This is a genomic window from Citrobacter freundii complex sp. CFNIH9, assembly GCF_002903305.1.
Classification (GTDB): Bacteria; Pseudomonadota; Gammaproteobacteria; order Enterobacterales; family Enterobacteriaceae; genus Citrobacter; species Citrobacter portucalensis.
The window spans coordinates 3531004-3556244 of sequence record NZ_CP026238.1 but is presented as its reverse complement, the minus strand read 5'-3'; the positions used below and the strand labels follow the sequence as shown (position 1 = coordinate 3556244).

The window sequence follows — 25241 nt, the reverse complement described above, 5'->3', positions numbered from 1 at the left end:
TTTCGGTGGCGGCGCTAGCGTTCACCGAAATACGCGACGGAACTCTGGGTGATTATCGGGGTGTTTTTCTTACCACATCAAATCGTCAGGAATGACAAAATCAGCATACGGATCGTCTTCGTCCTTCGCTTCCTGGCTCAGTTCGCAATTGAGAACAATATAGCTTGCATCGCGCTGGGCAATCTTGTCGGCGACAACAGCCGGGATAATGGCGTATTCGCTCTCGCTGCTGCTTTCAGCAGTCAGGCGGGCAATGGCCAGACGGCCCTTGATCAACTGAGACTGGGTTACCTTATCAACATAAACTTTTTTGATCAGGTTATTGTCAGTAAAGTTGTAACCAATATCGCCACGGGAAATGGTGATTTTGTTCATCTCGATCAGCTGCTTGATCTGCGCTTTGTATTCTTTAGACAATGCGGCCTGCTTCTGCTGTTCGCTGAGCTGCTTATCACGCTCGACCTGTGCTTTTTTATTTTCTTCAACCGCTTCTCTGGCTTCACGAGCCTGAACGCGCGATTTTTTCGCCGTTCTCTGCACTTTCGCCATTTTTTTGCTGCTGACCAGACCTGCTTTAAGCATCTGTTCTTGTAGGGTAAGTTTTGTCATTGTCGCTTCTAATCCAAAAAATCGTTGCAAGGATTATAACCTTAACGTTCGGCGGGACGCCAGAATGATGGCCGCGCCATGGCTGTTATCTCGGGCTGCTGTCACTGTCCTGTGCTTCTCTCTCTTTTGAATCAGTTAATGATTACCTGATTTTTTAATAAAAAATAATATGCCAAATAAGTTAATAAAATGGACTATAGGATTACAAATCCGTATTAGTCAGGGTTTTATTCTGATTGAAGTAATTAAATAGAGTTATTCTGGCAAAAATTTAATCTAAAAAACAAACGGTTGCCCATTGTTCAAATTTAAAGAGCCGCTTCTTTACGCCGATAACCATAATGAAGATATGGATAATGGAGGGAAGTGGCATGTGGTGGGTTTATCGAATGCCGATGAAAATGAAGTTAATAATTGCGCTACAACCATTATTACTGGCGTTATGTTGGTTTGCTGGTTCAGGAATATTAACGCGCATTGAGACAGAACGGCAGATGGAGAATATTGCCCAACTGACAGCGCTCGCACGCAGTGCCGGAAATGTAGTGCATGAATTGCAAAAAGAACGCGGCATGAGTGTCGGGTTTCTGGGGGCTGAAGGGAAGACGTTCAAAGATGAGTTAAACGCACAGCGGGCTTTGACCGATCGCGAAATCGAGGTATTTGTGCGGTCACTGTCCGATACTGCCTTACCGGAAGGGGATGTCGCCACTTCTGTCGCTGCGTTTAAGAAAAATATTCTTTCGCTCGCTACCATCCGCGAAAACGTCACGCAGTTGGGGCTTCCAGCATCAGATGTGGTTAAGTTTTATACCAATGTCATTGCTGATGTGCTGAATTTTGTGGGTAGATTGGGGCAGTTGACGGATTCAGGCGAGATGGCAAACGCATTCGCCGCCTACTACAACCTGCTGAATTTGAAAGAACAGGCGGGTATTGAACGGGCGCTGTTATCAAATATCTTTTCCTCCGGCCATTTCGCCGACGGACAGTTACATCAACTCAGTGATGTCGTCAGTAAACAGAACGTTTGGTTGGCAGAATCGTTACGCCTGAGTTCACCGGAACAGGCGGCCATGTTGAAAAGCCGCTTACAGTCAGCAGAAGCGTCAAAAGCCCTCGCATTTCGCGAGATCGCGTTTAACCATGTCGAGAACGGTGGATTTGGTGTCGATCCTACGGCCTGGTTTAAAGTACAAACCCAGCGTATTGAAGTGATGCGGCAGATAGAAAATGTGACAGCGAATCGTCTGTTGGCGAATGCAGAAAAACTCGCGCAGGATGCACGAAAAAACTGGCAAATATATATGGCTGTTAGCCTGTTAGCGCTCCTGGCATCATTGACGTTCGCTGGGGCCATCGCAATCAATATGCACCGTCAGTTTAGTGACACGCTACGCAAGATTGCGGGTATGAATGGCGATCTGACTCAACGTCTGGCGACCCCGGGCAAAGATGAGCTTTCCTCACTTAATCGTGCCTATAACACGATGCTGGAAAGTATTCAGCATATTGTACAGGAGATTAAGCAAGGCTCCGTGGTTTTGTCCGATGCCAGTAGCAGTATTACGGCGGGAAATCAGGATCTGGCTCAACGTACAGATGAACAGGCTGCGTCAATAGTAGAAGCTGTGGCCAGCATGGAGCAGCTATCAACTGCGATTACGCAAACAGCGGATAATGCCCGCGAAGCTGAGCATCTGACAATCAGACTGGAAAAAGAGGTCCGACAGGCCAGTAACGTTGCCAGTGCGGCGAACCAGAGCATGGGGGATATTCGCGCTTCCAGTGAGAAAATCTCGAATATTGTGACCTCGATTGATGATATTTCGTTTCAGACTAACTTACTGGCGCTGAATGCGGCAGTGGAAGCTGCACGTGCTGGAGAGATGGGCAGGGGGTTTGCTGTCGTAGCCAGTGAAGTGAGAAATCTTTCGCAGCGTTGCGCCAAAGAGGCTAACCAAATCCGTGAGTTGGTCGCGCAGAATATGGTCAAAATTAGTGAGGGCGTTGAACGGGTTACTGCATCTGCTACCGCGCTGGAAGCCGCGGCGGATAATACCACCAGTATGAAGCAATATATTGCGGATATCGCTCGTGTGGCGACGGAGCAGTCACAAGGGGTAACCCAGATAAACCTGGCATTGCGACCGATGGAGCAGGTTACACAGCAAAATGCGGCGTTGGTATCTCAGGCTGCGAGCGACAGCCAGCGGCTGGACAATCTGTCGGCAACCATGAAGGATCTGGTTAACCGTTTTGTTGTCTGACGTGGCGCCGTTTAACCGACCCGGAAAACATACCGGGTCGGTTAGTTGTCGTATCCTCATGGTGAGGATACGAGGGAAGATTGGTCAGGCACTTTCAGTGGGTTAGAAAAAGATTTCTGACACAGGGATGTCGTCGCTGGTAAAGTGAGCAACCAATACCGAGATCTGGCCAGAAGGGAATTCAGTGTGACCGAGCGTATTGATTATCAGGCTGAAAAATATAGTTTTACTGAGGCGACAGAGTGTTCCCGTCTTACCGGCCAGTGGGCTGATGTTATTGCTGAATGCCGGGAAATGAAGGCGGGGCCCCAAGAACGTCTGCGTATTGCTTTATTGAATGTGGACTACGTGACCAGCTTTGAGCTGCCTTTCCGCTTGTTATTACTCCGTACTCCACAACTGATTGCCAGCGTGCGTGAAGAGCTGCAGCTTAGTCAGAAAAACGTCATCTTTAACGGCAAACGCTTTGGTTGTGTTTACAGCCTGAAAGCGAGTCTCGGTGGGATACCGGATAAATTTCAGTACCGCCTGTCACATCGTATCCGGCGCATTAGTCCTGCAGGTTCAAGCGAAGCGCCATATCAGCAGATTGCTAAAACAGTAAAAGCGCCGCGTGAACGTCTGAAGCTGGCACTGGAATCGGGCCTTGATGTCACTGCGCTGGACGGGCTTTTCTGGTTTGGCAGCCAGCGTATTGCCGCTGATGTGTTGAGGCTGAGAAAAGCAGGGATGCGGATAGCGACAAAGCAGACAATGGTGTCCGACAATCTTACTGCAACAGTGAGGAATGTGCCTTTTTATCGCCTGGCACAGGGATGAACTGACTGGTAAATGAAGGAATTATAACGGGGAGCATAAGAATTTATGGTGTCCCTGCAGGCGGTAACTCCACAGCAAGATGCGTTCGGTAGCGTAGACCCTGTTCAGCAACTGGCGAACGAGAATGCCAGAAAACTCGCGCTTATTCAGGCATTCGAGCAGCAGGGGCTTATCACTCATCAGAACGCACTTATGTTACGTGCTAGCGCTGACAAGGAATACGAGCAGGCGCGCATCGCTGCCCAGTGGGAGATCTTTCGCAACCAGAGCGCAGGCAATGAAGCGCTGGCGGCGTCATTTGATGCACTGGCCGGTAATGCGTCCAATGCCTTAACCGGCATCATTACTAGGAGCATGTCAGCTTCTGATGCTCTGCTATCGATCGACAATACTGTCCTGAACAGCCTCATCAATACTTTCGTCCAGATGGACGTTGAGTGGGTGATTTTGGTCTTGGGGCCATTTTCTACGCTGCACAAAATGCATGAAATATCGTTTTCAATGAAGTTGATGCTATAGGTTTTAATCACAAGAATGCTGGAGGATCGTGTGCTTCGTTTAGTGGTAGGTCTAGGGTTTCAGGATTATAGGTGGATCATATAACAGGAGTTACCCTGGTGAGGGAATGCAGCCACAAGCGGCTGTGGGGATTAACATCGGTGCTGATTGTGATTTCTATCACATAGATTGCCAGGACGTAACTGGGGCATCAGCATCATTCTCCATTGCTGCTAACTCTGCTGCATCAAAGAACAGGATGATTGTTCACAACCGAGGCCAGTTGGACACTCTATGCCTGTGGCGATAGAGGCACCTGGAACTAGCATTCTGAATAAATATCCATTCAAGTTATTGGTTTCTGTATCGTCATCAGGAATTTCAGTAAATGGTAACCCACTTAGTGGAATTACAACCACCGCGCTGTCTTTTAAACCAGGAAGTACGCTATCATGTGATGCGGCAACCCAGTACCTGGCAGCCTATCCAGAGTAGCACCTCGCGTTGCAAAACAATATTATTCAAGTAAAATGTGAGTCCTATAAAATTTAGGGCTCACATTATGGGATTTTACTTACTAACTGCATTGGTTCTGTGGATTTTATCAACGCCAAGAGTTATTGGAGGGATTGAATCTGGGGTTGGCTTACTATTTTCTACAGTAATAATATTTATATTCTTTGCATTCAGGTATGAGACTGGATTTGACTGGATGGTATACCAGCAGTATTTTAATGCTGTAAAGGCAAGTGATTTTATGGCGCTAACTGGAGAAACAGTTAGCATGGAGCCATTTTATTATCTTCTAAACTATATTATATCTCGTGCTGGTGATTTCCAGTTGCTTCTATTTGTTATTGCAACTATAAACATAATATGTGCATTCAAGTTTTTTAGATATTTCAACGCAAGCACAACGTTTTGCTTTGCATTCGTTTTTTGCTGGGCACTCCTTCCAATGTGGATGGGAACCATAAGGCAGTCACTGGCAGTATCAATGACAATGATTGCCATTATGAAACGGATTGATGATAAGAATAAATCGTCATTCATGTTTATGATGGTTGCCGTTCTATTTCAATACTCTGCTATAATGTATTCATTTATTTACTTTAATAGAGTATTCTCTTACTTAATAAAACGATCTTCAGTTTTTGTTCCAGCATTTTTTGCTTTCTATCTTATTTCACCTGCAGGAATTGGTCAGTTTGCTGTAAATTTTATATCATCTCTAGGTATACCTTTTATATCTAATAAATTATCAATATATGTAACATTTGGTGCATCCGAAAAGTCATTTGGCGCAATTCTTTTTGCTTTTACAAACTGTGTTTTATTCTTTTACTCTCGCAAGGTTGTAAACAGGAATGATTTATCTGGTAATATATTTTTATCAGCGCTTTTTGTGCTTATAGCAACGCAGACGTTGCTTTTTGACTTCGCTCTAATATGGAACAGGATATTATACATAACCGGCTTTATTCAGGCAGTGCTGGTGTACAAAATACTAAAAAATTTAATTATTAGAAACAGAATTATAGTTTATTTTTCTGTGGTAACTCTAAGCATGCTATCCGTTTACAAGTTGATGTCTACTGATGCATCGATACCGTTTGTTCCATACCAGAATTATATTGTATCAGATATGTTTTCAGAAAAAGGCGATGGTGAAAAACGAGCTCATCTGTACTATCAACTTTTCGAAGAAAATAACGGTAAGTGAGTTGAGACAAAAACGGGACACACAAAGCTTTGCATCGGTTTGCAAGGCTTTGTGTCACTTCCCTATGATACCTTCTCATCAAGCCAGTCAGCCCACCACTGCATCATTTCACATCGCGTATCCAGATATTCAGCGTGGTTATTCACAGAGCGGGTCCCACCACTTGCGTGTGCCAACTGCATTTCTATTGCGTCACTATTTCAGTGCTTCTCGTTTAGTACGGTGCTGAACTGGTGCCTGAATCCGTGGCCGCTTGTTTGTCCTTCATAGCCAATGCTGCGAATAACCCCAAGAACAGCGTTTTCGCTGATTGGCTTCTTCCTGTCGTTTCTTCCCGGGAAGCAAAGCGAATACTGACCAGTTATATGCTGCAATACTTTGAATAGCTCAACAACCTGATCTGACATAGGGATGATGTGAAGCCTGCGACCTTTCATTACCGATGGATCGATATGGATTATCTTGTTCTCATAATCTATTCCTGACCATGCCAGCGATCTCATTTCCACGGTCCGCATGGCTGTATAGTGCAATACCTGTGCTGCTATCTTCATTACAATCCAGCCGCCATAAGCATTCAGGGATCGCTGGAATTCATGTATGCGATGCATGGGAAGAAAGGGGTAGTTGTTCTTGCGATATCCCTTCATAGCCCCAGCAAGGTCTGGAGACGGATTGTATTTAGCTCTTCCAGTTACGATCGCATAACTGAAAACCTCACCACATCTGCGCCTGGCTTTATCAGCACGCTCCATTGCGCCCCTGTCCTCGAACAGCCGGATGACCTTCAACAAAGTCATTGGCTCGACTTCCTCCATGTGTAAATAACCGATGATCGGCAGTATGTCATCTGTGAACATGCTCATCATCTCGTCAGCATATCCTTTCGACCATACCTTTGATTTGTGAGCATGCCATTCATGGAAAATGTCATCGAACGAATCAGTTACAGCTTCTTTCTCTTTCTTCTTTATAGCTTGCTTTTGTTCTGCCGGGTCAACACCTACCAGCAACTTCATTTTTGCTTCTGACTGTTTTGACCTGGCCTCTGTGAGAGGTATTTGCGGGTATGGCCCAATAACCAGCGTTTTTTCCTTACCGTCGAACCGGTAACGCATGCGCCACACCTTTTTACCTGACGGGGGAACGAACAGGAATAGTCCTCCGGCATCTGCCAGGCGATATGATTTTTCCGCAGGCTTTGCTGCGTCGATTTGCTTTACCGTAAGCATGCGGGCATAAATCCATGGTCATTTTTCTGTATGCCCACAATATGCCCGCAAAAGTTTGGCGTAGTTAATTCATGTTGAGTAATGTGTGGTAACGTCGAAATGTTTGTATGGCAGTGATATCAGGGATTTTGGTAATGAGAGGAAATGGCGGGTAACGAAGAAATGGTGTCCCCTGCAGGAATCGAACCTGCAACTAGCCCTTAGGAGGGGCTCGTTATATCCATTTAACTAAGGGGACGAAGCGGCACGAGTATAGCGTTTTTTACTCACAACGGTAAGTCTCAGGTCGCCCGACTGCTCAAACAGTCACCATTCAGGCCTGTTTTTTCTGGTTTTTCTGCGTTTGCTCATCACGCTTTGCTTGCATCCGGGCTTCTTCCTTGCGTTTGTTGCTCATATCATTGCGGATCTGCGCATGGCTCATCAGCGCGAAAATAAACGTTCCTCCACAGATATTCCCGGCGAGCGTTGGTAGCGCAAAGGGCCAGAAAAAATCACTCCAGTGCAGCGTGCCATTAAAGACCAAATAGAGAATTTCCACCGAGCCGACGACGATATGTGTGGTATCACCGAGGGCAATCAGCCAGGTCATCAGAATAATGACCACAATTTTTGCCGCTCCGGCGGCGGGGAACATCCACACCATCGTGGCAATTAACCAGCCAGAAATAATGGCGTTGGAAAACATCTCCACAGGAGTGTTTTTCATCACATCCATACCAATTTTCACGAAGGCATCGCGGGTCTCTTCATCAAAAATCGGCATATGTTCAAACGCCCATGCGGCAACCCCGGTGCCAATAATATTACCCAGCAGAACCACGCTCCACAGGCGCATCAACAGGCCAAAATTGCCGAGGGTAGGGTTTTGCATCACCGGCAGTACAGCGGTGACGGTATTTTCGGTAAAGAGTTGCTGGCGGGCCATAATGACAATAATAAAGCCGAAGGTATAACCGAGGTTCTCGAGTAAAAATCCCCCTGGCACGCCTTCCAGCTGTACGTGAAAAATCCCTTTTGCCAGTAGCGAGGCGCCCATCGACAGTCCTGCTGCGATGGCTGACCACAGTAGCGCCATCGCGTCACGCTCCATCTCTTTCTCCCCATCCTGGCGAATATGTTCATGGATTGCCATGGCGCGGGAGGGGAGTCTGTCCTCATCAAGCTCTATCTTTTTTCCTGTTAGCTTTTCATCGCTTTCCACCTCGAGTTCGTCGCTGTGTCGATCAATCTTATCTTTCTTGATGTCATTCATGGCCGAATCCTGAATAAGCACGTATTGCTAAAGCGTAGCGGCTTTTGTCTGAAAATCAGCGGGAGAAAGTCTGAGATAGCAAAAATAGTAACGTTTGTTTTTATCGGGTTAGTTAGAATAGAACCGCCGCGGAGTGCGCATTACCAGGCTATGATCAAATCAGTAAGACAGGGTATATAGACATCATTTGACGTGCTGTTACAATCGCTCACATCTAAACAGGCGGATACGTCATCGTTCCGTCATGGATGGCAATCAGCGATAGCCATAAAACACAGGGAGACACTTATGAAGCTTCGCCTGTCGGCGCTTGCGCTGGGAACCACACTTTTGGTGGGGTGTGCGAGCTCCGGTACAGAACAGCAGGGGCGTTCGGACCCATTTGAAGGGTTCAACCGCACCATGTACAACTTCAACTTTAATGTTTTAGATCCATACGTTGTAAGACCCGTAGCTGTTGCCTGGCGTGACTATGTTCCGCAGCCGGCGCGGAATGGTTTAAGCAACTTTACGGGGAACCTTGAAGAGCCGGCCGTCATGGTCAACTATTTCCTGCAAGGCGATCCTTATCAGGGGATGGTGCACTTTACCCGTTTCTTCCTGAATACCCTGTTAGGTATGGGCGGCTTTATCGATGTGGCAGGTATGGCTAATCCGAAGTTGCAGCGCGTTGAACCACACCGCTTTGGCAGTACGTTAGGCCACTATGATGTTGGTTACGGGCCGTATATGCAGCTTCCGTTCTACGGTAGTTTCACGCTGCGTGATGACGGCGGCGATATGGTCGATACGCTGTATCCGGTACTGTCCTGGCTGACCTGGCCGTTGTCGATAGGCAAATGGACGGTTGAAGGGATTGAAACTCGCGCGCAATTGCTCGACTCTGACGGTCTGCTGCGTCAGTCTTCCGATCCTTACATCATGGTGCGTGAAGCTTACTTCCAGCGTCATGACTTTATTGCGAACGGCGGGAAACTCAAACCAGAAGAAAACCCGAACGCGAAAGATATTCAGGATGATTTAAAAGAGATCGATTCTGAGTAAGGAATTGGGCAAATAAAAAGGTGAGCTAAAAAGCTCACCTTTTTTACGTCTGAAGAAAATCAGAATGCGTAGTTCAAGTTCATACCGTACAACCAGGCTTTCCCTTCAGATTCAAAGGAGTATGGGCCTTCTTCGAATTTCACTTTCTGACCGTGCATATAAGAGATGCCAACATCCAACGATGCATCCTTATTAAAGGCGTAGGTTGTACCCGCACTCAGCCAGAAGCGGTCCTGATCCGGAATAGAGATGGAACGACGGTTTGCCGGAACCGGGCTATCATCAAAGGCGATACCGGTACGGAACGTCCAGGTATCATCATAGTAATAGGTAGTACCGAGCGCGATGCGATAAGAGTCTTTGAAGCCTTCTTCTTTATAGAACAAGGTTTGGCCGTTGTTGCCTTTTGCTTTCAGCTCCTGGAACTGACTCCAGCTGGTATAAGCCATACTGTAGTGAACCGCCCACTGTGGTGCAACGCGGTTATAGCCTGAAAACTCCCACATTTCTGGCAGGTTCAGATCAAGTGAACCATCGATCGTACTGCCGTTGGTTCCTGCTGGCAGGCTGGCGAACACCGGACGCAACTGCGCAGGAATACGGTCCATTGATGGCAGATTGCTGCGGTAATCACCGTTGAAGTCAATTTTTACTTCAGAACGGTAGGTGAAACCGTAGCGGTTATCTTTATCTACTTCATAAAGAAGGCCAGCATTCCAACCGAAGCCCCACTCGTCACCTTTCAGGCGCGCAATCTGTGTATCTGCCGGATATTGCGCGGCCAGTGATGGAGGAATTCTGCCCCCGGAGCCTGCAACGATCTGCTGTGGTAAATCGCCAGCATAGCGTTCAAGCTTCGCTTTTGCATAGACGGCGTTTAAACCGAGACCGAAGCTAAAATGATTGTTCAGGCGATAAGCACCGCTCAGGTTTAGATTGAGCGTTTCCAGATCGGTTTTTCCGCCCATCGAGCCTGCTGTGTAATTATTGTTAAACTCCGTAGCCAGGCCGTAGTTAGAGGTGACTGAGGCCCCCCAACCAAACTGATCGTTAATCGGAGCAACAAAATGCACGTTCGGTATCCAGGCTGTTGGGGCGATATTATCCTGGCTGGCGTCATTGCCAATACGCGAGCGACCGGAAATATCTACATCTGGGTCAACGAAAATTGCACCTGCTGAGAAAGTAGGGCGATCGAACATCATAATCAATGCCGGGTTACGACTGGCGTTACCTGCATCATCTGCAATTGCGCCTTCACCCGAATATGCCCGGCCAAGGCCAGAGGAAGAAAATTCGTTTAACTGAAAGCCTGCAGACCAAGCCTGTGTGGAGATAATTGCCACTGCGACTGCGAGAGCAGACTTTGTAAACAGGGTTTTCTGGCTCATGACCATAACCTCATAGATTTATTTTTATACAAACAATGTTACATGCCGTAACAGGAGCGCGAAGTGTAGGGTCTGAGGTACGACTTAGAAATCAGACCAGTGGCGTGAGTATAGGTCGGACCAGCTGGAATGTTGCAAGTATGTTTATAAATATTTTCAAATTTGATCAGAGAAACGCGATCCAGCTGGCAAAATTGCGGGGGTGCGCACTCACCTGTTTGGGCGATTTTTGTTTTAGATCATTTTTAAGTGTGATTTCGGTCACTTATCGCATTTCATACAATTAACGACTGGAGAGGCGAATAATGGGAGCGTAAAATATCCCTATCGTTTATCTGGCACCTCAGGTGCGAATACAGAGGAAATCTACAATGAGTAAATGCAGTGCTGATGAAACCCCGGTTTGCTGCTGTATGGATGTTGGCACCATCATGGACAACTCCGATTGCACCGCGTCCTACAGCCGTGTGTTCGCGAACCGCGCAGAGGCAGAAGAAACGCTGGCTGCTCTGACCGAAAAGGCGCGTGGCGTGGAATCTGAGCCTTGCCAAATCACCTCGACCTTTACTGAAGAGTCAGAAGGTGTGCGTCTGGATATCGACTTTGTTTTTGCCTGTGAAGCTGAAACGCTGATCTTCCAGCTGGGCCTGCGTTAATCCCCCTCTGCAAAAGCCCTTGCTATCTGATAGCAAGGGCTTTTTCGTAACTGTCAGTGATTATTCACTGTGTCTTAGCTCCCACTTTCTTTTCTCTCCGCTTGGCTAAATGTAAAAAATTGGTTAAGACTATGATCAGGTCAGACCACTTATTTTATTTTTTTACAGGGGAGTGTTATGAGTCAGGCTTTACCGCTGGTTACCCGCCAGGGCGACCGTATTGCCATTGTAAGTGGGTTGCGTACGCCATTTGCTCGTCAGGCTACCGCGTTTCATGGCATTCCCGCCGTTGATTTAGGAAAAATGGTCGTCGGTGAGCTGCTGGCGCGCAGCGAAATACCTGCTGATGTGATTGAGCAACTGGTTTTTGGTCAGGTGGTGCAAATGCCTGAAGCGCCAAATATTGCTCGTGAAATCGTGCTGGGAACCGGCATGAATGTGCATACGGATGCCTATAGCGTAAGCCGAGCCTGCGCGACCAGTTTTCAGGCAGTGGCGAATGTCGCGGAAAGCCTGATGGCGGGGTCTATTCGTGCGGGAATTGCGGGTGGTGCGGACTCCTCGTCAGTCTTGCCTATTGGCGTTAGTAAAAAGCTGGCGCGGGTGCTGGTGGATGTCAATAAGGCCCGGACTACCGGTCAACGCCTTAAACTCTTTTCCCGACTGCGTTTACGTGACCTGATGCCTGTGCCGCCAGCCGTCGCTGAGTATTCCACCGGTTTGCGTATGGGGGATACGGCTGAGCAAATGGCCAAAAACTATGGTATTACCCGAGAACAGCAGGACGCTCTGGCGCACCGCTCTCATCAGCGTGCCGCTCAGGCGTGGGCTGAAGGAAAGCTGGCAGATGAGGTAATGACTACCTACGCGCCACCGTTTAAAGATCCTTTTTCAGAAGATAACAATATTCGCGGTAACTCTACGTTGGCCGATTACGCCAAACTACGTCCGGCGTTTGACCGCAAGCACGGCACTGTCACCGCAGCAAACAGTACCCCGCTAACGGACGGCGCAGCCGCCGTGATCATGATGACGGAGTCGCGTGCGAAAGAGTTGGGGCTGGTGCCGCTGGGGTACCTGCGTAGTTTTGCTTTTACCGCCATCGATGTCTGGCAGGACATGTTGCTGGGACCAGCGTGGTCAACGCCGCTAGCCCTGGAGAGAGCGGGTCTGACGATGGCAGATTTAACGCTGATCGACATGCATGAAGCTTTTGCCGCACAAACGCTGGCGAATCTTCAGTTGTTGGGTAGCGAACGTTTTGCCCGCGACGTGCTGGGCAGAGCACATGCCACTGGCGAAGTTGATGACAGTAAATTTAACGTGCTGGGTGGATCGATTGCCTATGGACACCCCTTCGCCGCTACCGGTGCGCGCATGATTACCCAAACCCTCCATGAGTTACGACGTCGTGGCGGTGGTTTTGGTTTAGTGACCGCCTGTGCAGCTGGTGGTTTGGGTGCAGCCATGGTTCTGGAGGCGGAATAATGGAAATGGCATCGGCTTTTACACTAAACGTACGTCTGGATAACGTTGCTGTTGTCACCATTGATGTGCCCGGAGAGAAAATGAACACCCTGAAAGCGGAGTTTGCTTCTCAGGTTCGGGCCATTCTGAAACAAATCCGCGATAACAAAGCATTGCGTGGTGTGGTGTTTATTTCGGCTAAACCCGATAACTTCATTGCCGGGGCAGATATCAACATGATTGGTAGCTGTCGCAGCGCGCAGGAAGCCGAAACGCTGGCCCGTCAGGGGCAGCAGATGATGGCGGAAATTAATGCCTTGCCGATCCCGGTTATCGCCGCGATTCATGGCGCATGCCTCGGCGGTGGCCTGGAGATGGCGCTGGCGTGCCACAACCGTATTTGTACCGATGATGTTAAAACCGTTCTGGGTTTACCGGAAGTACAACTTGGCTTGTTGCCCGGCTCCGGTGGTACGCAGCGGCTGCCGCGCTTGATTGGCGTAAGTACCGCACTGGATATGATCCTCACCGGAAAACAATTACGCGCAAAACAGGCGCTGAAAGTTGGTTTAGTGGATGAAGTTGTACCGCATTCCATTTTGCTGGAAGCAGCCGTTGAACTGGCTAAAAAGGACAGTTCTGCGCATCGAACACTGCCCGTGAGAGAGCGAGTGCTGGCGGGGCCGCTGGGGCGGGCGCTGTTGTTCCGCATGGCCAGTAAAAAGACGGCGCAAAAAACGCAAGGTAACTACCCTGCAACAGAACGTATCCTTGAGGTTATAGAAACCGGGCTAGCGCAAGGCAGCAGTAGCGGTTACGACGCTGAGGCACGTGCGTTTGGTGAACTGGCGATGACATCCCAGTCTCAGGCGCTACGGCACATCTTTTTTGCCAACACCGATGTGAAAAAAGATCCCGGAAGTGATGCGAAACCTGGCCCGCTAAACAGCGTAGGTATTTTGGGCGGCGGTCTGATGGGCGGCGGTATTGCCTACGTGACGGCCTGTAAAGGCGGCTTGCCTGTGCGCATCAAAGATATAAACGCTAAGGGAATCAACCACGCGCTGAAGTACAGCTGGGATCAGCTTGAAACGAAGGTTCGCCGCCGTCATATCAAAGCCAGCGAACGCGATAAACAACTGGCGCTGATTTCGGGATCAATCGACTACCGTGGCTTTGCGCATCGCGATCTAATTATTGAAGCCGTGTTTGAAGATCTGTCGCTAAAACAACGGATGGTGACAGAAGTTGAGCAAAATTGCGCACCTCATACCATTTTTGCTTCTAACACCTCATCTTTGCCCATTGGCGATATTGCTGCGAACGCTGCAAGGCCCGAACAAGTGATTGGTTTACACTTTTTTAGTCCGGTGGAAAAAATGCCGTTGGTCGAAGTGATCCCGCATGCCACGACCTCTGAGCAGACGATTGCAACTACCGTTAAGTTAGCGAAAAAACAGGGTAAAACGCCGATAGTGGTCAGAGATAAGGCCGGCTTTTACGTTAACCGCATTTTAGCGCCTTATATTAACGAAGCGATTCGCATGTTGACCGAAGGCGAGCGGGTCGAAACCATAGACGCCGCGCTGGTTAAGTTTGGTTTTCCAGTTGGGCCAATCCAACTTTTGGATGAGGTCGGAATTGATACGGGCACTAAAATTATACCAGTGCTTGAGGCTGCATATGGAGAACGTTTTAGCGCGCCTGCAAATGTTGTTGCTTCAATTTTGAATGACGATCGCAAAGGTAGAAAAAATGGTCGGGGTTTCTATCTTTATGGTGCGAAAGGGCGTAAAAGCAAAAAACAGGTCGACCCTGCAATTTATACGCTTATTGGCGTCCAGGGTCAGGGCCGACTTACCGCTGCGCAGATAGCAGAGCGGTGCGTTATGTTAATGCTCAATGAAGCAGCCCGTTGTTTCGACGAGAAGATAGTCCGCAGCGCACGTGATGGCGACATCGGCGCTGTATTTGGTATTGGTTTTCCGCCATTCCTCGGCGGCCCGTTCAGGTATATGGATTCTCTCGGCGCGGGTGAAGTGGTTGCGGTTCTGCAACGGCTGACCACGCAGTACGGCTCGCGGTTTACACCGTGTGAGCAGTTATTGCAGATGGCGGAACGCAGTGAAAGATTCTGGAATATTGGGGAAACTGACCTGAATTCATGAGGTCAAAGGTAGGATGAATCCGCACTGAATGTATGGGTCGCGCTCAAAATGTAAACAGAGATTGACTATACTTACGCCGTTGAGGTAAAAAACAGCGTTTCATTCGGTGAATGGATAAGGCACAATGCCGGCCACCATATCGTTACCACAGCCAATAGGGGCTGTGAATAAAGGTAGTGGTGATTCTGGTTAACAAAAGCGGTGCAATATGCAAGTTTTTATCATGCGTCACGGCGACGCGGCCCTCGATGCCGCCAGTGATTCGGTTCGTCCCTTAACCTCCTGTGGTTGTGACGAATCTCGCCTGATGGCGAACTGGCTGAAAGGTCAAAAAGTGGATATCGAACGTGTTCTGGTGAGCCCGTTCCTACGAGCCGAACAAACGCTGGATGTGGTGGGGGAGTGTATGAACCTGCCAACCGGTGTTGATGTTTTGCCGGAGCTGACTCCCTGCGGCGATGTCGGTCTGGTCAGCGCCTATTTACAGGCTCTGGCCAATGAAGGTATCGCCACGGCACTGGTTATCTCTCACTTGCCTTTAGTGGGATATCTGGTGTCTGAGCTTTGCCCGGGCGAAACACCGCCGATGTTTACCACATCAGCGATTGCCAGCGTTACGCTTGATGAGAGCGGGAAGGGGACTTTTAACTGGCAGATGAGCCCGTGTAACCTGAAAATGGCAAAAGCGATTTAAAAAGTCTGGAATCGGATAAGGTGCAGCCGTCATCCGAAAAATCAAAGAGCCGCAAATGCGGCTCTTTCTGTTTTTCTGCATCACGGAAGTTCAGGCGGTAGCCACTCTTCCACTTCGATCAGCACCAGCAGCGCGGCGTCACCACCGTACTCTTTCGGCGCCTGATGAAACGCCATCACGTGCGGATGCTGCGCCAGCCAGAGCGGCGTTTGCTGCTTAAGAATATGCTTTCCGTGGCCATGCATCACGCAGGCACAAAACACATGTTCGCGACGACAGGCGGCAATCAGCGCGCCTAACTCTTGTTTGGCCTGTTGCTGGGTCAGCCCATGCAGATCGAGAAACAGCTCCGGAGAGTAATCGCCACGGCGCATTTTCTTCAGTTCGAAATGGCTGACGTCGGCGCGCAGGTATCTTACTGGACCGTCCGTATTCAGCAGCGGCTGAAACTCATCCGAGAAATAGTGGCTGGCATCAGCCTGCTCCTGTAGCAGTCTTTTAACCGGAACCTCGGCAATTTTTTTACGTGGAGGTCGGTGAACGATGGTGTCCTGTTTAATTTTACGCGTGCCGGTCATCAGCTGGCGAAACAGCGTCTGATCCTCCTCGCTGAGCGATGTTTTCTTTTTCATTCGAGAGTCTCAACTTTTATTTTCCGTTAGTTTAACCCGACTCGGCGGGCATCCGATCGCTTAAAACGCAATTTTCGCGTTCAGGCCCCGTGTGAATGCTGATTTATCGCCGTCTTCGTGGCAAACTAGCCGCCGAAATTAATACGAGCATGCCCTGGAGGAATACGTGGATAAAATTTTCGTCGATGAAGCAGTGAGTGAACTGCATACCATTCAGGACATGTTGCGTTGGGCGGTCAGCCGTTTTAGCGCGGCGAACATCTGGTATGGCCATGGCACGGATAACCCATGGGACGAGGCCGTACAACTGGTGCTGCCGTCACTTTATTTGCCGTTGGATATTCCAGAAGATATGCGTACCGCGCGTCTGACCTCCAGCGAGCGTCATCGTATTGTTGAACGCGTGATTCGCCGCGTCAACGAGCGCATTCCGGTTGCTTATCTGACCAACAAAGCCTGGTTCTGCGGGCATGAGTTTTATGTTGATGAACGCGTGCTGGTTCCGCGTTCACCGATTGGCGAGCTTATCAATAACCGCTTTGCGGGCCTTATTAATGAGCAACCGCAGCATATCCTCGATATGTGTACTGGCAGCGGCTGTATTGCCATTGCCTGCGCGTATGCCTTCCCGGAAGCCGAAGTAGATGCAGTAGATATTTCCACTGACGCGCTGGCAGTGACTGAGCACAATATTGAAGAACACGGTCTGATCCATCACGTCACGCCGATCCGTTCCGATCTGTTCCGCGATCTGCTGAAAGTCCAGTATGACCTGATAGTGACCAACCCGCCGTATGTCGATGCGGAAGATATGTCCGATCTGCCAAACGAATATCGTCACGAACCTGAGCTGGGTCTGGCGTCCGGCACCGATGGGCTGAAACTTACCCGCCGCATTCTGGGGAACGCCCCAGACTACCTGTCAGATAACGGTATTCTGATTTGTGAAGTCGGAAACAGCATGGTACATCTGATGGAGCAGTATCCGGGTGTACCGTTCACCTGGCTGGAGTTCGACAACGGCGGTGACGGCGTATTCATGCTGACCAAAGAGCAGTTAGTTGCTGCTCGTGAGCACTTCAGCATTTATAAAGACTAATTACACGCGCACATACACAACACTCATAACGGAGCCGTGATGGCAGGAAACACAATTGGGCAACTCTTTCGCGTAACCACTTTCGGCGAATCACACGGGCTGGCGCTCGGTTGTATTGTCGATGGTGTTCCGCCGGGCATTTCTCTGACAGAAGCTGACCTGCAGCACGATCTCGACAGACGCCGTCCGGGCACATCGCGCTACACTACGCAGCGTCGTGAGCCGGATCAGGTGAAAATCCTCTCCGGGGTGTTCGAGGGCGTTACCACAGGCACCAGCATTGGCCTGCTGATCGAAAATACCGATCAGCGTTCACAGGATTACGGCGCGATTAAGGACGTTTTTCGTCCAGGACACGCCGACTATACCTATGAGCAAAAATATGGCCTGCGCGACTACCGTGGCGGCGGACGTTCTTCCGCACGTGAAACAGCGATGCGCGTGGCGGCCGGAGCGATTGCCAAAAAATATCTGGCGGAAAAATTCGGCGTTGAGATTCGCGGCTGCCTGACGCAGATGGGTGATATTCCGCTGGAGATCAAAGACTGGTCCCAGGTGGAACTTAACCCGTTCTTTTGTCCGGACCCGGATAAACTCGACGCGCTGGACGAACTGATGCGCGGGTTGAAGAAAGAGGGTGACTCCATCGGGGCGAAGGTGACCGTTGTTGCACGCGGTGTACCTGCGGGTCTCGGCGAACCTGTATTCGACCGCCTGGATGCCGACATCGCCCATGCGCTGATGAGTATTAACGCCGTTAAGGGCGTTGAGATTGGTGATGGATTTGACGTTGTTGCGCTGCGCGGCAGCCAGAACCGTGACGAAATCACCAAAGAAGGTTTCCAGAGTAACCATGCGGGCGGCATTCTGGGCGGGATCAGCAGCGGGCAACAAATCATTGCTCATATGGCGCTGAAACCGACGTCCAGTATTACCGTTCCTGGGCGCACTATTAACCGCTTTGGTGAAGAAGTCGAAATGATCACTAAAGGTCGCCACGATCCGTGCGTTGGGATCCGCGCCGTACCGATCGCCGAGGCGATGCTGGCGATCGTATTGATGGATCACCTGCTGCGTCAGCGGGCGCAAAATGCGGACGTGAAGACCGATATTCCACGCTGGTAAGAGATGAAAAAAACGGCACTTGCGGCGCTGGCTCTGTTTGCCAGTACCGCCTGTCTGGCGGCGACGCCCTGGCAGAAAATTACCCATCCGGTTGCGGGCAGCGCGCAGTCTATCGGCGCGTTTTCCAATGGCTGTATTGTTGGTGCAGATACGCTGCCTGTACAGTCAGAACACTATCAGGTGATGCGCACCGATCAGCGTCGTTACTTTGGCCATCCGGATCTGGTGAGGTTTATCCAGCGTCTGAGTTATCAGGCCAATAGTCAGGGACTGGGCACGGTGTTAATCGGCGATATGGGTATGCCGGCCGGTGGGCGATTCAATGGCGGTCACGCCAGCCACCAGACGGGACTGGATGTGGATATTTTCCTGCAACTGCCGAAAACGCGCTGGACCCAGTCGCAACTGCTGCGGCCGCAGGCGTTAGATCTGGTCTCACAGGATGGCAAACGTGTTGTGCCGTCACTGTGGAAACCGGAGATTTTCAGCCTGATCAGGCTGGCTGCAAAAGATAATGAAGTAACGCGTATTTTCGTGAATCCGGCGATTAAGCAACAACTTTGTCTGGATGCAGGGACCGACAGGGACTGGTTGCGTAAAGTGCGGCCGTGGTTCCAGCATCGTGCGCATATGCACGTGCGGTTACGTTGCCCTGCCGACAGCCTTGAGTGCGAAGATCAACCGTTACCGCCACCGGGTGACGGCTGTGGCGCAGAGCTGCAAAGCTGGTTCGAACCTCCAAAACCTGGAACCACCAAGCCTGAGAAGAAGACACCGCCGCCGTTGCCGCCTTCCTGCCAGGCGCTACTGGACGAGCATGTACTCTAATGGATCATTTTGCCTCTCTGTTTATGGTGTCGCCACTGCTGTTAGGTGTGCTTTTTTTTGTGGCGATGCTGGCAGGTTTTATTGATTCTCTGGCCGGAGGTGGTGGTCTACTCACCATCCCGGCATTGATGGCGGCCGGGATGCCACCTGCGCAAGCGCTGGCAACCAATAAGCTGCAAGCCTGCGGGGGATCTATCTCTTCCTCCCTCTATTTTATTCGTCGGGGTGTGGTTAATCTGGCGGATCAGAAGCTCAACATCTTCATGACCTTTATCGGCTCAATGAGTGGCGCGCTGTTGGTTCAGCACGTGCAGTCAGATGTTCTGCGCCAGATCCTGCCAGTATTGGTTATCTGTATTGGCCTTTACTTTCTGTTGATGCCGAAAATCGGGGAAGAGGACCGACAGCGCCGACTGCACGGTTTGCCTTTCGCGCTGGTGGCCGGGGGCTGCGTCGGCTTTTACGATGGCTTTTTTGGTCCGGCGGCAGGGTCATTCTACGCGCTGGCCTTTGTCATGCTGTGCGGATACAACCTGGCGAAATCGACGGCCCACGCCAAAGTATTAAATGCCACATCGAATATCGGTGGGTTGTTGCTGTTTGCCCTCGGCGGCAAAGTGATTTGGGCGACAGGTTTTGTGATGCTCATTGGCCAGTTTATTGGCGCACGGATGGGCTCTCGACTGGTACTCAGCAAAGGACAAAAACTCATTCGGCCAATGATCGTTATTGTCTCCGCCGTGATGAGCGCCAAGCTACTTTATGATAATCATGGACAGGAGATTCTCCACTGGCTGGGGATGAACTAATGAATAATACGCATCACTACGAACAGTTAATTGAGATTTTTAACGGCTGCTTTGCCGATGAATTTAATACCCGTCTGATTAAAGGCGACGACGAACCGATCTATCTTCCAGCGGATACGGAATTACCGTATCACCGTATCGTTTTTGCGCATGGTTATTACGCCAGTGCGTTACACGAAATTTCACACTGGTGCATCGCCGGTAAAGCCCGTCGTGAACTGGTCGATTTCGGTTACTGGTACTGCCCGGACGGACGCGACGCGAAGACACAATGCCAGTTTGAAGATGTGGAAGTGAAGCCGCAGGCGTTTGACTGGTTGTTTTGCATGGCGGCGGGCTACCCGTTTAACGTCAGTTGCGACAATCTGGAAGGGGACTTTGAACCGGATCGCGTGGTATTCCAGCGCCGTGTTCATGCTCAGGTGATGGAGTACCTGGAAAAGGGGATCCCTGAACGTCCGGCGCGTTTCATTAACGCGTTACAGAATTATTATCACACGCCTGAACTTACGGCGGAACAATTCCCGTGGCCCGAAGCGCTCAACTGAAGCCGCTGCCACGTTTACAATGAGGAAATAAGATGATCGCGGAGTTTGAATCACGCATTCTGGCATTAATCGACGATATGGTAGAGCACGCCAGCGATGATGAGTTGTTTGCCAGTGGCTATTTGCGTGGGCACCTGACGCTGGCTGTGGCTGAGCTGGATGCTGGCGAGGACCATTCCGCTGAGGCATTGTACGCCAATGTGACCAGCAGCCTGGAAAAAGCCATCAGCGCAGGCGAACTCTCGCCGCGTGACCAGGCGTTAGTGAAAGAGATGTGGGACACACTGTTCCAGAAGGCAACGCAATAATAATAGCAGTGGATTGTGCCGGATGGCGACGCGAAGGCGTCTTATCCGGCCTACGCGGACGGGGGTTGTAGGCCTGATAAGCGTAGCGCCATCAGGCAATGGCGAGATGGTATCTTATTTCACCGCTTTACCCTTCAATAACTTCCTCACCCACAGACGATTCGGATTCAGCGCTGCCAGCGTGCTGGCATCCATGGGTATAGGTTCATCGCTCATTTGCGATGCCAGAATTTCTGCACACAGCGGGGCAGTACACAGCCCGCGCGAGCCCAGTGCACCTAACATAAATAAATCGGAATACACCGGGGCGTTTACGGCGTGCTCTTTGTCTTCGGCAAGAGTGGCATACTGGCTGAGCGTGGCGTCATAATCCGCGACGTTGCCGACCATTGGCATGTGATCGCGCGTGGCACAGCGCACTCCACAACGGGCGGCATTGCCACTAACGTCTACTTCTTTTGCCCACGAGGCATTCGGGAAACAATCTATTAAGCGCTGACGGTTTTGCTGCTGATCGTCCGCGCGATACACCGTTTCTTCACTTCCGCGATGATAGCTGGCGCCAATGCAGTGCTGCTGGTTTTGCGGGTTGTGCGGCGTGAGGTAGCCGTCATAGCACAGCACCTGACGCAGCGCTGAAAGCGAAGGCGTGGTAGGAATGTGACTCACCTGACCGCCTACGGAGTAGACCGGTAGCGACTGCGTCTGCTCAACGCCGTTAATGCGATGCCCGTTAGCCAGAACCACCGCAGCGTGAGTGGCGGTTTCGCCACTGGCAAACGTCAATTGCCAGTGTTCTGTCTGCCGAGACAGCGAGGCCAGCGTATGTTGATACCGGGTGCGTAATCCCAGCGTTGCGGCGTAGTCGAATACGGCGGCGGTTAATTGTGCCGGACACAGCCATCCTCCGGCAGGGTACTGAATCCCGCCGCATCCGGTTTCTACGCCTGTTGTCTGTAAAACCTGCTCTGCATCAACCCCGACGGCGAGGGCATCGGGCAGTTCAAGGGACAGCATTTGGTCGATTTTTTGCTGACTTTTTTCATCCCAGGCCAGTTGTGTCACGCCGCACCAGTCATGCGCGAACGCAACCGGAAGGGCGTCATACAGTCGACGAGCGAAGGTAAACGCGGTGGGGAAAAAGAGATTAATGGCCGCGTCATGCTTGCTGAGTAGCGGATAAAGCGCGCCCTGGCGATTGCCGGAGGCACCCCCGGCTGGATTATCGTCGGCGCAATAGAGTGTGACCTGCCAACCGCGACGCAGTAACGCCAACGACAGCAATGCGCTGGCAATCCCCCCGCCAATAATGGCGGCTTCGCGTTTATCTGTTCCGGAACGTGTAAACCAGGGAGCCGATGAAGGGAGCGTCAGCGTCTGTTCCATTACGCCACAGAGCATTTCACGTTTGCGACCAAAGCCTTTGCATTTTTGCATCGTAAACCCGGCTTCCTGCAACCCCCGACGCACAAAGCCCGCTGAGGTGAAGGTCGCCAGCGTACCGCCCGGACGAGCCAGACGGGCCATTGCGTTAAACAGCGTTGGCGTCCACATATCCGGATTTTTTGCCGGTGCGAAACCGTCCAGAAACCAGGCGTCCACTTTTTGATTCAGGGAGTCATCGAGCTTACTGGTCAGTTCGTTAATATCGCCAAACCACAGATCCAGCGTGACGCGTCCTTCATCAAGGAGCAGGCGATGGCATCCCGCCAACGGCAGCGGCCATTGCTCTTGCAGCGCCGTGGCCCATGGGGCAAGTTCTGGCCAGTGCTGATGAGCTAAGGTGAGATCTTCACGCGTTAGCGGATATTTTTCAAAACTGATGAAATGTAATCTTTCCAGGGTAGCTTCAGGATGGGTATCGCGAAAACCGGTAAATGCCTGCCAGAGCGTCAGGAAGTTAAGTCCGGTGCCAAACCCGCTTTCTGCCACCACGAAGAGGGGACGTGAATGCGCAGGGAATCGCTGGGCGAGATGATTCCCGCCGAGAAAGACGTAACGTGTCTCTTCCAGCCCGTTATCATTAGAAAAATAGACATCGTCAAAATCTCGGGAAACAGGTGTACCCTCAGCGTTGAATTCAAGGTTTGCAGGTTGTATAGCGTATTGTTTCACGTAAGTTACTCGTCTGGCAGGCTGTGCCCCGATCTTAGCGATGAGTGCCTGGCTGCGCAAATTTCCACATTAAATGGCTGATCGGACTTGTTCGGCGTACAAGTGTACGCTATTGTGCCACTCGAAACTTTAAAATAGTGCGACTTACAGAGGTATTGAATGAAACGTGCAGTGATTACTGGCTTGGGCATCGTTTCCAGCATCGGTAATAACCAGCAGGAAGTCCTGGCATCTCTGCGTGAAGGACGTTCAGGGATCACTTTCTCTCAGGAGCTGAAGGACTCCGGCATGCGTAGCCACGTTTGGGGCAACGTAAAACTGGATACCACTGGCCTCATTGACCGCAAAGTAGTGCGCTTTATGAGCGACGCATCCATCTATGCATTCCTTTCTATGGAACAGGCAGTGGCTGATGCCGGCCTTGCAGCAGAAGATTACCAGAACAACCCGCGCGTTGGCCTGATTGCAGGTTCCGGCGGCGGTTCCCCGCGTTTTCAGGTGTTCGGTGCTGACGCAATGCGTAGCCCGCGTGGTCTGAAAGCGGTTGGCCCGTATGTGGTCACCAAAGCGATGGCGTCCGGCGTTTCTGCCTGCCTCGCAACGCCGTTCAAAATCCACGGCGTAAACTACTCTATCAGCTCTGCTTGTGCGACATCTGCGCACTGTATCGGTAACGCGGTAGAACAAATTCAGCTGGGCAAACAGGACATCGTTTTTGCTGGCGGCGGCGAAGAGCTGTGCTGGGAAATGGCGTGTGAATTCGACGCCATGGGCGCGCTGTCTACTAAATACAACGACGATCCGTCCAAAGCTTCCCGTACCTATGACGCAAACCGCGATGGTTTCGTTATTGCAGGCGGCGGCGGTATGGTCGTGGTTGAAGAGCTGGAACACGCGCTGGCACGTGGCGCGCATATCTACGCGGAAATCGTCGGTTACGGCGCAACGTCCGATGGCGCAGACATGGTTGCTCCGTCTGGTGAAGGCGCAGTACGTTGCATGCAAATGGCGATGCACGGTGTAGACACCCCGATCGACTACCTGAACTCTCACGGTACCTCTACCCCGGTAGGCGACGTGAAAGAGCTGGGGGCAATTCGTGAAGTGTTTGGCGACAACAGCCCGGCAATCTCTGCGACTAAAGCCATGACCGGCCACTCCTTGGGCGCAGCTGGCGTACAGGAAGCTATCTACTCTCTGCTGATGCTGGAACACGGCTTTATCGCGCCGAGCATCAACATTGAAGAGCTGGATGAGCAGGCGGCAGGTCTGAACATCGTGACTAAACCGACCGAGCAGGCGCTGACTACTGTGATGTCTAACAGCTTCGGCTTTGGCGGCACTAACGCAACGCTGGTTATGCGTAAGCTGAAAGCATAAGTCTGCAAAATGAAAAATGAGATGCAAAGGGGAGCCTGATGGCTCCCCTTTTTTATCTATTCATCTTTTCGTACTCCGGTGCGATCTCCGCAGACCATGCCTTGGCGTGTGCGATATCACCGGCGCTGTAGATTGGCTGTTCAAATTGATTGCCCAGATCCCGCACGCGATAAATTTTCCAGCGACCCTCTTCCCAACGCGTATACACTTCCAGTTGCATGGGCGCTTCGCCTGCCGGTCCACCTAATTGTACTTCCACCTTTTCGCCACCGAGAAAGGGCTGAACTGCTCCAACCCGTAGCCGCGGGATCCATTCAGGGTCGTAATCCTGCACGTACATAAAGTAGTCAGAATTTATTATTTCCTGCTCGTAAAGGCTGCCAATCAGCGCCAGACGGTCGATAACGTCTTTCGCCACATAACGTTGCATGAGCGCGGACGTATCTCGATCTTGTGTGTAGGCGGACATCCACGCGAGATAGAATTGTTTAACATCCTGAGTGCTGTCACTGCGTGATGAAGAACAGCTACAAAGTAACAAAACTAGAGCAATCAATGGGAACGCTTTCAT

At 50.7% G+C, this 25241-nt stretch carries 21 protein-coding genes, 1 tRNA gene and 2 pseudogenes; 16 read left to right on the top strand and 8 right to left on the bottom strand.

Features of this window, described 5'->3' with window-relative positions:
* Positions 1 to 69 precede the first annotated feature (69 nt).
* Positions 70 to 609, bottom strand: coding sequence for a DUF2058 domain-containing protein (locus tag C2U43_RS18195; protein WP_020996692.1), 540 nt, complete (start codon positions 607 to 609; stop codon positions 70 to 72).
* Between the two features lie 371 nt (positions 610 to 980).
* Between C2U43_RS18195 and C2U43_RS18190 the strand changes: the two genes are divergently transcribed.
* The 4 genes and pseudogenes from C2U43_RS18190 to C2U43_RS18175 all read left to right on the top strand — a co-directional run bounded on the left by C2U43_RS18190 (position 981) and on the right by C2U43_RS18175 (position 5919).
* Positions 981 to 2879: a methyl-accepting chemotaxis protein gene (locus tag C2U43_RS18190; protein ID WP_103285597.1), complete on the top strand. Its 1899-nt coding sequence runs from the start codon at positions 981 to 983 to the stop codon at positions 2877 to 2879.
* A 186-nt stretch (positions 2880 to 3065) separates the two neighbouring features.
* The gene (locus tag C2U43_RS18185; protein ID WP_103285596.1) at positions 3066 to 3698 is read left to right on the top strand and encodes a DNA-binding protein; all 633 of its coding nucleotides are present in this window, start codon (positions 3066 to 3068) and stop codon (positions 3696 to 3698) included.
* A gap of 57 nt (positions 3699 to 3755) precedes the next feature.
* Positions 3756 to 4142: pseudogene (locus C2U43_RS18180) on the top strand (tail protein (tape measure)); the annotation flags it as partial.
* A gap of 616 nt (positions 4143 to 4758) precedes the next feature.
* The gene (locus C2U43_RS18175; RefSeq protein ID WP_081364666.1) at positions 4759 to 5919 is read left to right on the top strand and encodes an EpsG family protein; all 1161 of its coding nucleotides are present in this window, start codon (positions 4759 to 4761) and stop codon (positions 5917 to 5919) included.
* 62 nt (positions 5920 to 5981) lie between these two features.
* On the opposite strand, the pseudogene C2U43_RS18170 reads toward C2U43_RS18175, so the two are convergent.
* From C2U43_RS18170 to C2U43_RS18160, 3 genes and pseudogenes are all read right to left on the bottom strand, one after another.
* Positions 5982 to 7151, bottom strand: a pseudogene (locus tag C2U43_RS18170) (tyrosine-type recombinase/integrase).
* 163 nt (positions 7152 to 7314) lie between these two features.
* A tRNA-Arg gene (locus tag C2U43_RS18165) sits at positions 7315 to 7389 on the bottom strand.
* A gap of 75 nt (positions 7390 to 7464) precedes the next feature.
* Positions 7465 to 8406, bottom strand: a complete 942-nt coding sequence (locus C2U43_RS18160; protein ID WP_103285595.1) for a formate/nitrite transporter family protein — start codon at positions 8404 to 8406, stop codon at positions 7465 to 7467.
* 288 nt (positions 8407 to 8694) lie between these two features.
* Between C2U43_RS18160 and mlaA the strand changes: the two genes are divergently transcribed.
* The gene (gene mlaA / locus C2U43_RS18155; protein ID WP_003028190.1) at positions 8695 to 9450 is read left to right on the top strand and encodes a phospholipid-binding lipoprotein MlaA; all 756 of its coding nucleotides are present in this window, start codon (positions 8695 to 8697) and stop codon (positions 9448 to 9450) included.
* A gap of 59 nt (positions 9451 to 9509) precedes the next feature.
* On the opposite strand, the gene fadL is transcribed toward mlaA, so the two are convergent.
* Positions 9510 to 10841 carry a long-chain fatty acid transporter FadL gene (fadL, locus tag C2U43_RS18150; protein WP_020996688.1) on the bottom strand — a complete coding sequence of 444 codons (1332 nt, stop codon included), beginning with the start codon at positions 10839 to 10841 and terminating at the stop codon, positions 9510 to 9512.
* A gap of 371 nt (positions 10842 to 11212) precedes the next feature.
* On the opposite strand from fadL, the gene C2U43_RS18140 reads away from it, so the two are divergent.
* From C2U43_RS18140 to sixA, 4 genes are all read left to right on the top strand, one after another.
* The gene (locus C2U43_RS18140; RefSeq protein ID WP_003834838.1) at positions 11213 to 11497 is read left to right on the top strand and encodes a YfcZ/YiiS family protein; all 285 of its coding nucleotides are present in this window, start codon (positions 11213 to 11215) and stop codon (positions 11495 to 11497) included.
* 177 nt (positions 11498 to 11674) lie between these two features.
* On the top strand, positions 11675 to 12985 hold the full coding sequence (gene fadI / locus C2U43_RS18135) for an acetyl-CoA C-acyltransferase FadI (protein ID WP_103285594.1): 1311 nt from the start codon (positions 11675 to 11677) through the stop codon (positions 12983 to 12985).
* Positions 12985 to 15132 (top strand): fatty acid oxidation complex subunit alpha FadJ, encoded by a 2148-nt coding sequence (gene fadJ, locus C2U43_RS18130; RefSeq protein WP_103285593.1) that lies wholly within the window; start codon positions 12985 to 12987, stop codon positions 15130 to 15132. The genes fadI and fadJ overlap by 1 nt, the downstream gene beginning before the upstream one ends.
* A gap of 208 nt (positions 15133 to 15340) precedes the next feature.
* The gene (gene sixA / locus C2U43_RS18125) at positions 15341 to 15826 is read left to right on the top strand and encodes a phosphohistidine phosphatase SixA (RefSeq protein WP_003028179.1); all 486 of its coding nucleotides are present in this window, start codon (positions 15341 to 15343) and stop codon (positions 15824 to 15826) included.
* A gap of 80 nt (positions 15827 to 15906) precedes the next feature.
* On the opposite strand, the gene smrB is transcribed toward sixA, so the two are convergent.
* Positions 15907 to 16458 carry an endonuclease SmrB gene (gene smrB, locus C2U43_RS18120; RefSeq protein ID WP_003839296.1) on the bottom strand — a complete coding sequence of 184 codons (552 nt, stop codon included), beginning with the start codon at positions 16456 to 16458 and terminating at the stop codon, positions 15907 to 15909.
* Positions 16459 to 16624: 166 nt separating this feature from the next.
* Between smrB and prmB the strand changes: the two genes are divergently transcribed.
* Genes prmB through C2U43_RS18090 form a run of 6 tightly spaced genes read left to right on the top strand, consistent with a single transcriptional unit; the run spans position 16625 to position 21175 of the window.
* Entirely contained in the window at positions 16625 to 17557 is a 933-nt protein-coding gene (prmB, locus tag C2U43_RS18115; protein WP_103285592.1) for a 50S ribosomal protein L3 N(5)-glutamine methyltransferase, read from the top strand.
* A gap of 39 nt (positions 17558 to 17596) precedes the next feature.
* A complete protein-coding gene (aroC, locus tag C2U43_RS18110; protein ID WP_079939928.1) occupies positions 17597 to 18682 on the top strand; it encodes a chorismate synthase in 1086 nt (361 codons plus the stop codon).
* Between the two features lie 3 nt (positions 18683 to 18685).
* Positions 18686 to 19510, top strand: a complete 825-nt coding sequence (gene mepA / locus C2U43_RS18105; RefSeq protein WP_032944099.1) for a penicillin-insensitive murein endopeptidase — start codon at positions 18686 to 18688, stop codon at positions 19508 to 19510.
* The gene (locus C2U43_RS18100; protein ID WP_003834821.1) at positions 19510 to 20319 is read left to right on the top strand and encodes a sulfite exporter TauE/SafE family protein; all 810 of its coding nucleotides are present in this window, start codon (positions 19510 to 19512) and stop codon (positions 20317 to 20319) included. The genes mepA and C2U43_RS18100 overlap by 1 nt, the downstream gene beginning before the upstream one ends.
* Complete coding sequence (locus C2U43_RS18095; protein ID WP_008785365.1) at positions 20319 to 20867, top strand: elongation factor P hydroxylase; 549 nt, start codon at positions 20319 to 20321, stop codon at positions 20865 to 20867. Before C2U43_RS18100 ends, C2U43_RS18095 begins: the two co-directional genes overlap by 1 nt.
* Positions 20868 to 20899: 32 nt before the next feature.
* On the top strand, positions 20900 to 21175 hold the full coding sequence (locus tag C2U43_RS18090) for a YfcL family protein (RefSeq protein ID WP_003028163.1): 276 nt from the start codon (positions 20900 to 20902) through the stop codon (positions 21173 to 21175).
* 114 nt (positions 21176 to 21289) lie between these two features.
* On the opposite strand, the gene mnmC is transcribed toward C2U43_RS18090, so the two are convergent.
* Entirely contained in the window at positions 21290 to 23290 is a 2001-nt protein-coding gene (mnmC, locus tag C2U43_RS18085; RefSeq protein WP_182315680.1) for a bifunctional tRNA (5-methylaminomethyl-2-thiouridine)(34)-methyltransferase MnmD/FAD-dependent 5-carboxymethylaminomethyl-2-thiouridine(34) oxidoreductase MnmC, read from the bottom strand.
* 159 nt (positions 23291 to 23449) lie between these two features.
* On the opposite strand from mnmC, the gene fabB reads away from it, so the two are divergent.
* On the top strand, positions 23450 to 24670 hold the full coding sequence (fabB, locus tag C2U43_RS18080) for a beta-ketoacyl-ACP synthase I (protein WP_038642358.1): 1221 nt from the start codon (positions 23450 to 23452) through the stop codon (positions 24668 to 24670).
* A gap of 52 nt (positions 24671 to 24722) precedes the next feature.
* On the opposite strand, the gene C2U43_RS18075 is transcribed toward fabB, so the two are convergent.
* A complete protein-coding gene (locus tag C2U43_RS18075) occupies positions 24723 to 25241 on the bottom strand; it encodes a YbjP/YqhG family protein (protein WP_071445205.1) in 519 nt (172 codons plus the stop codon).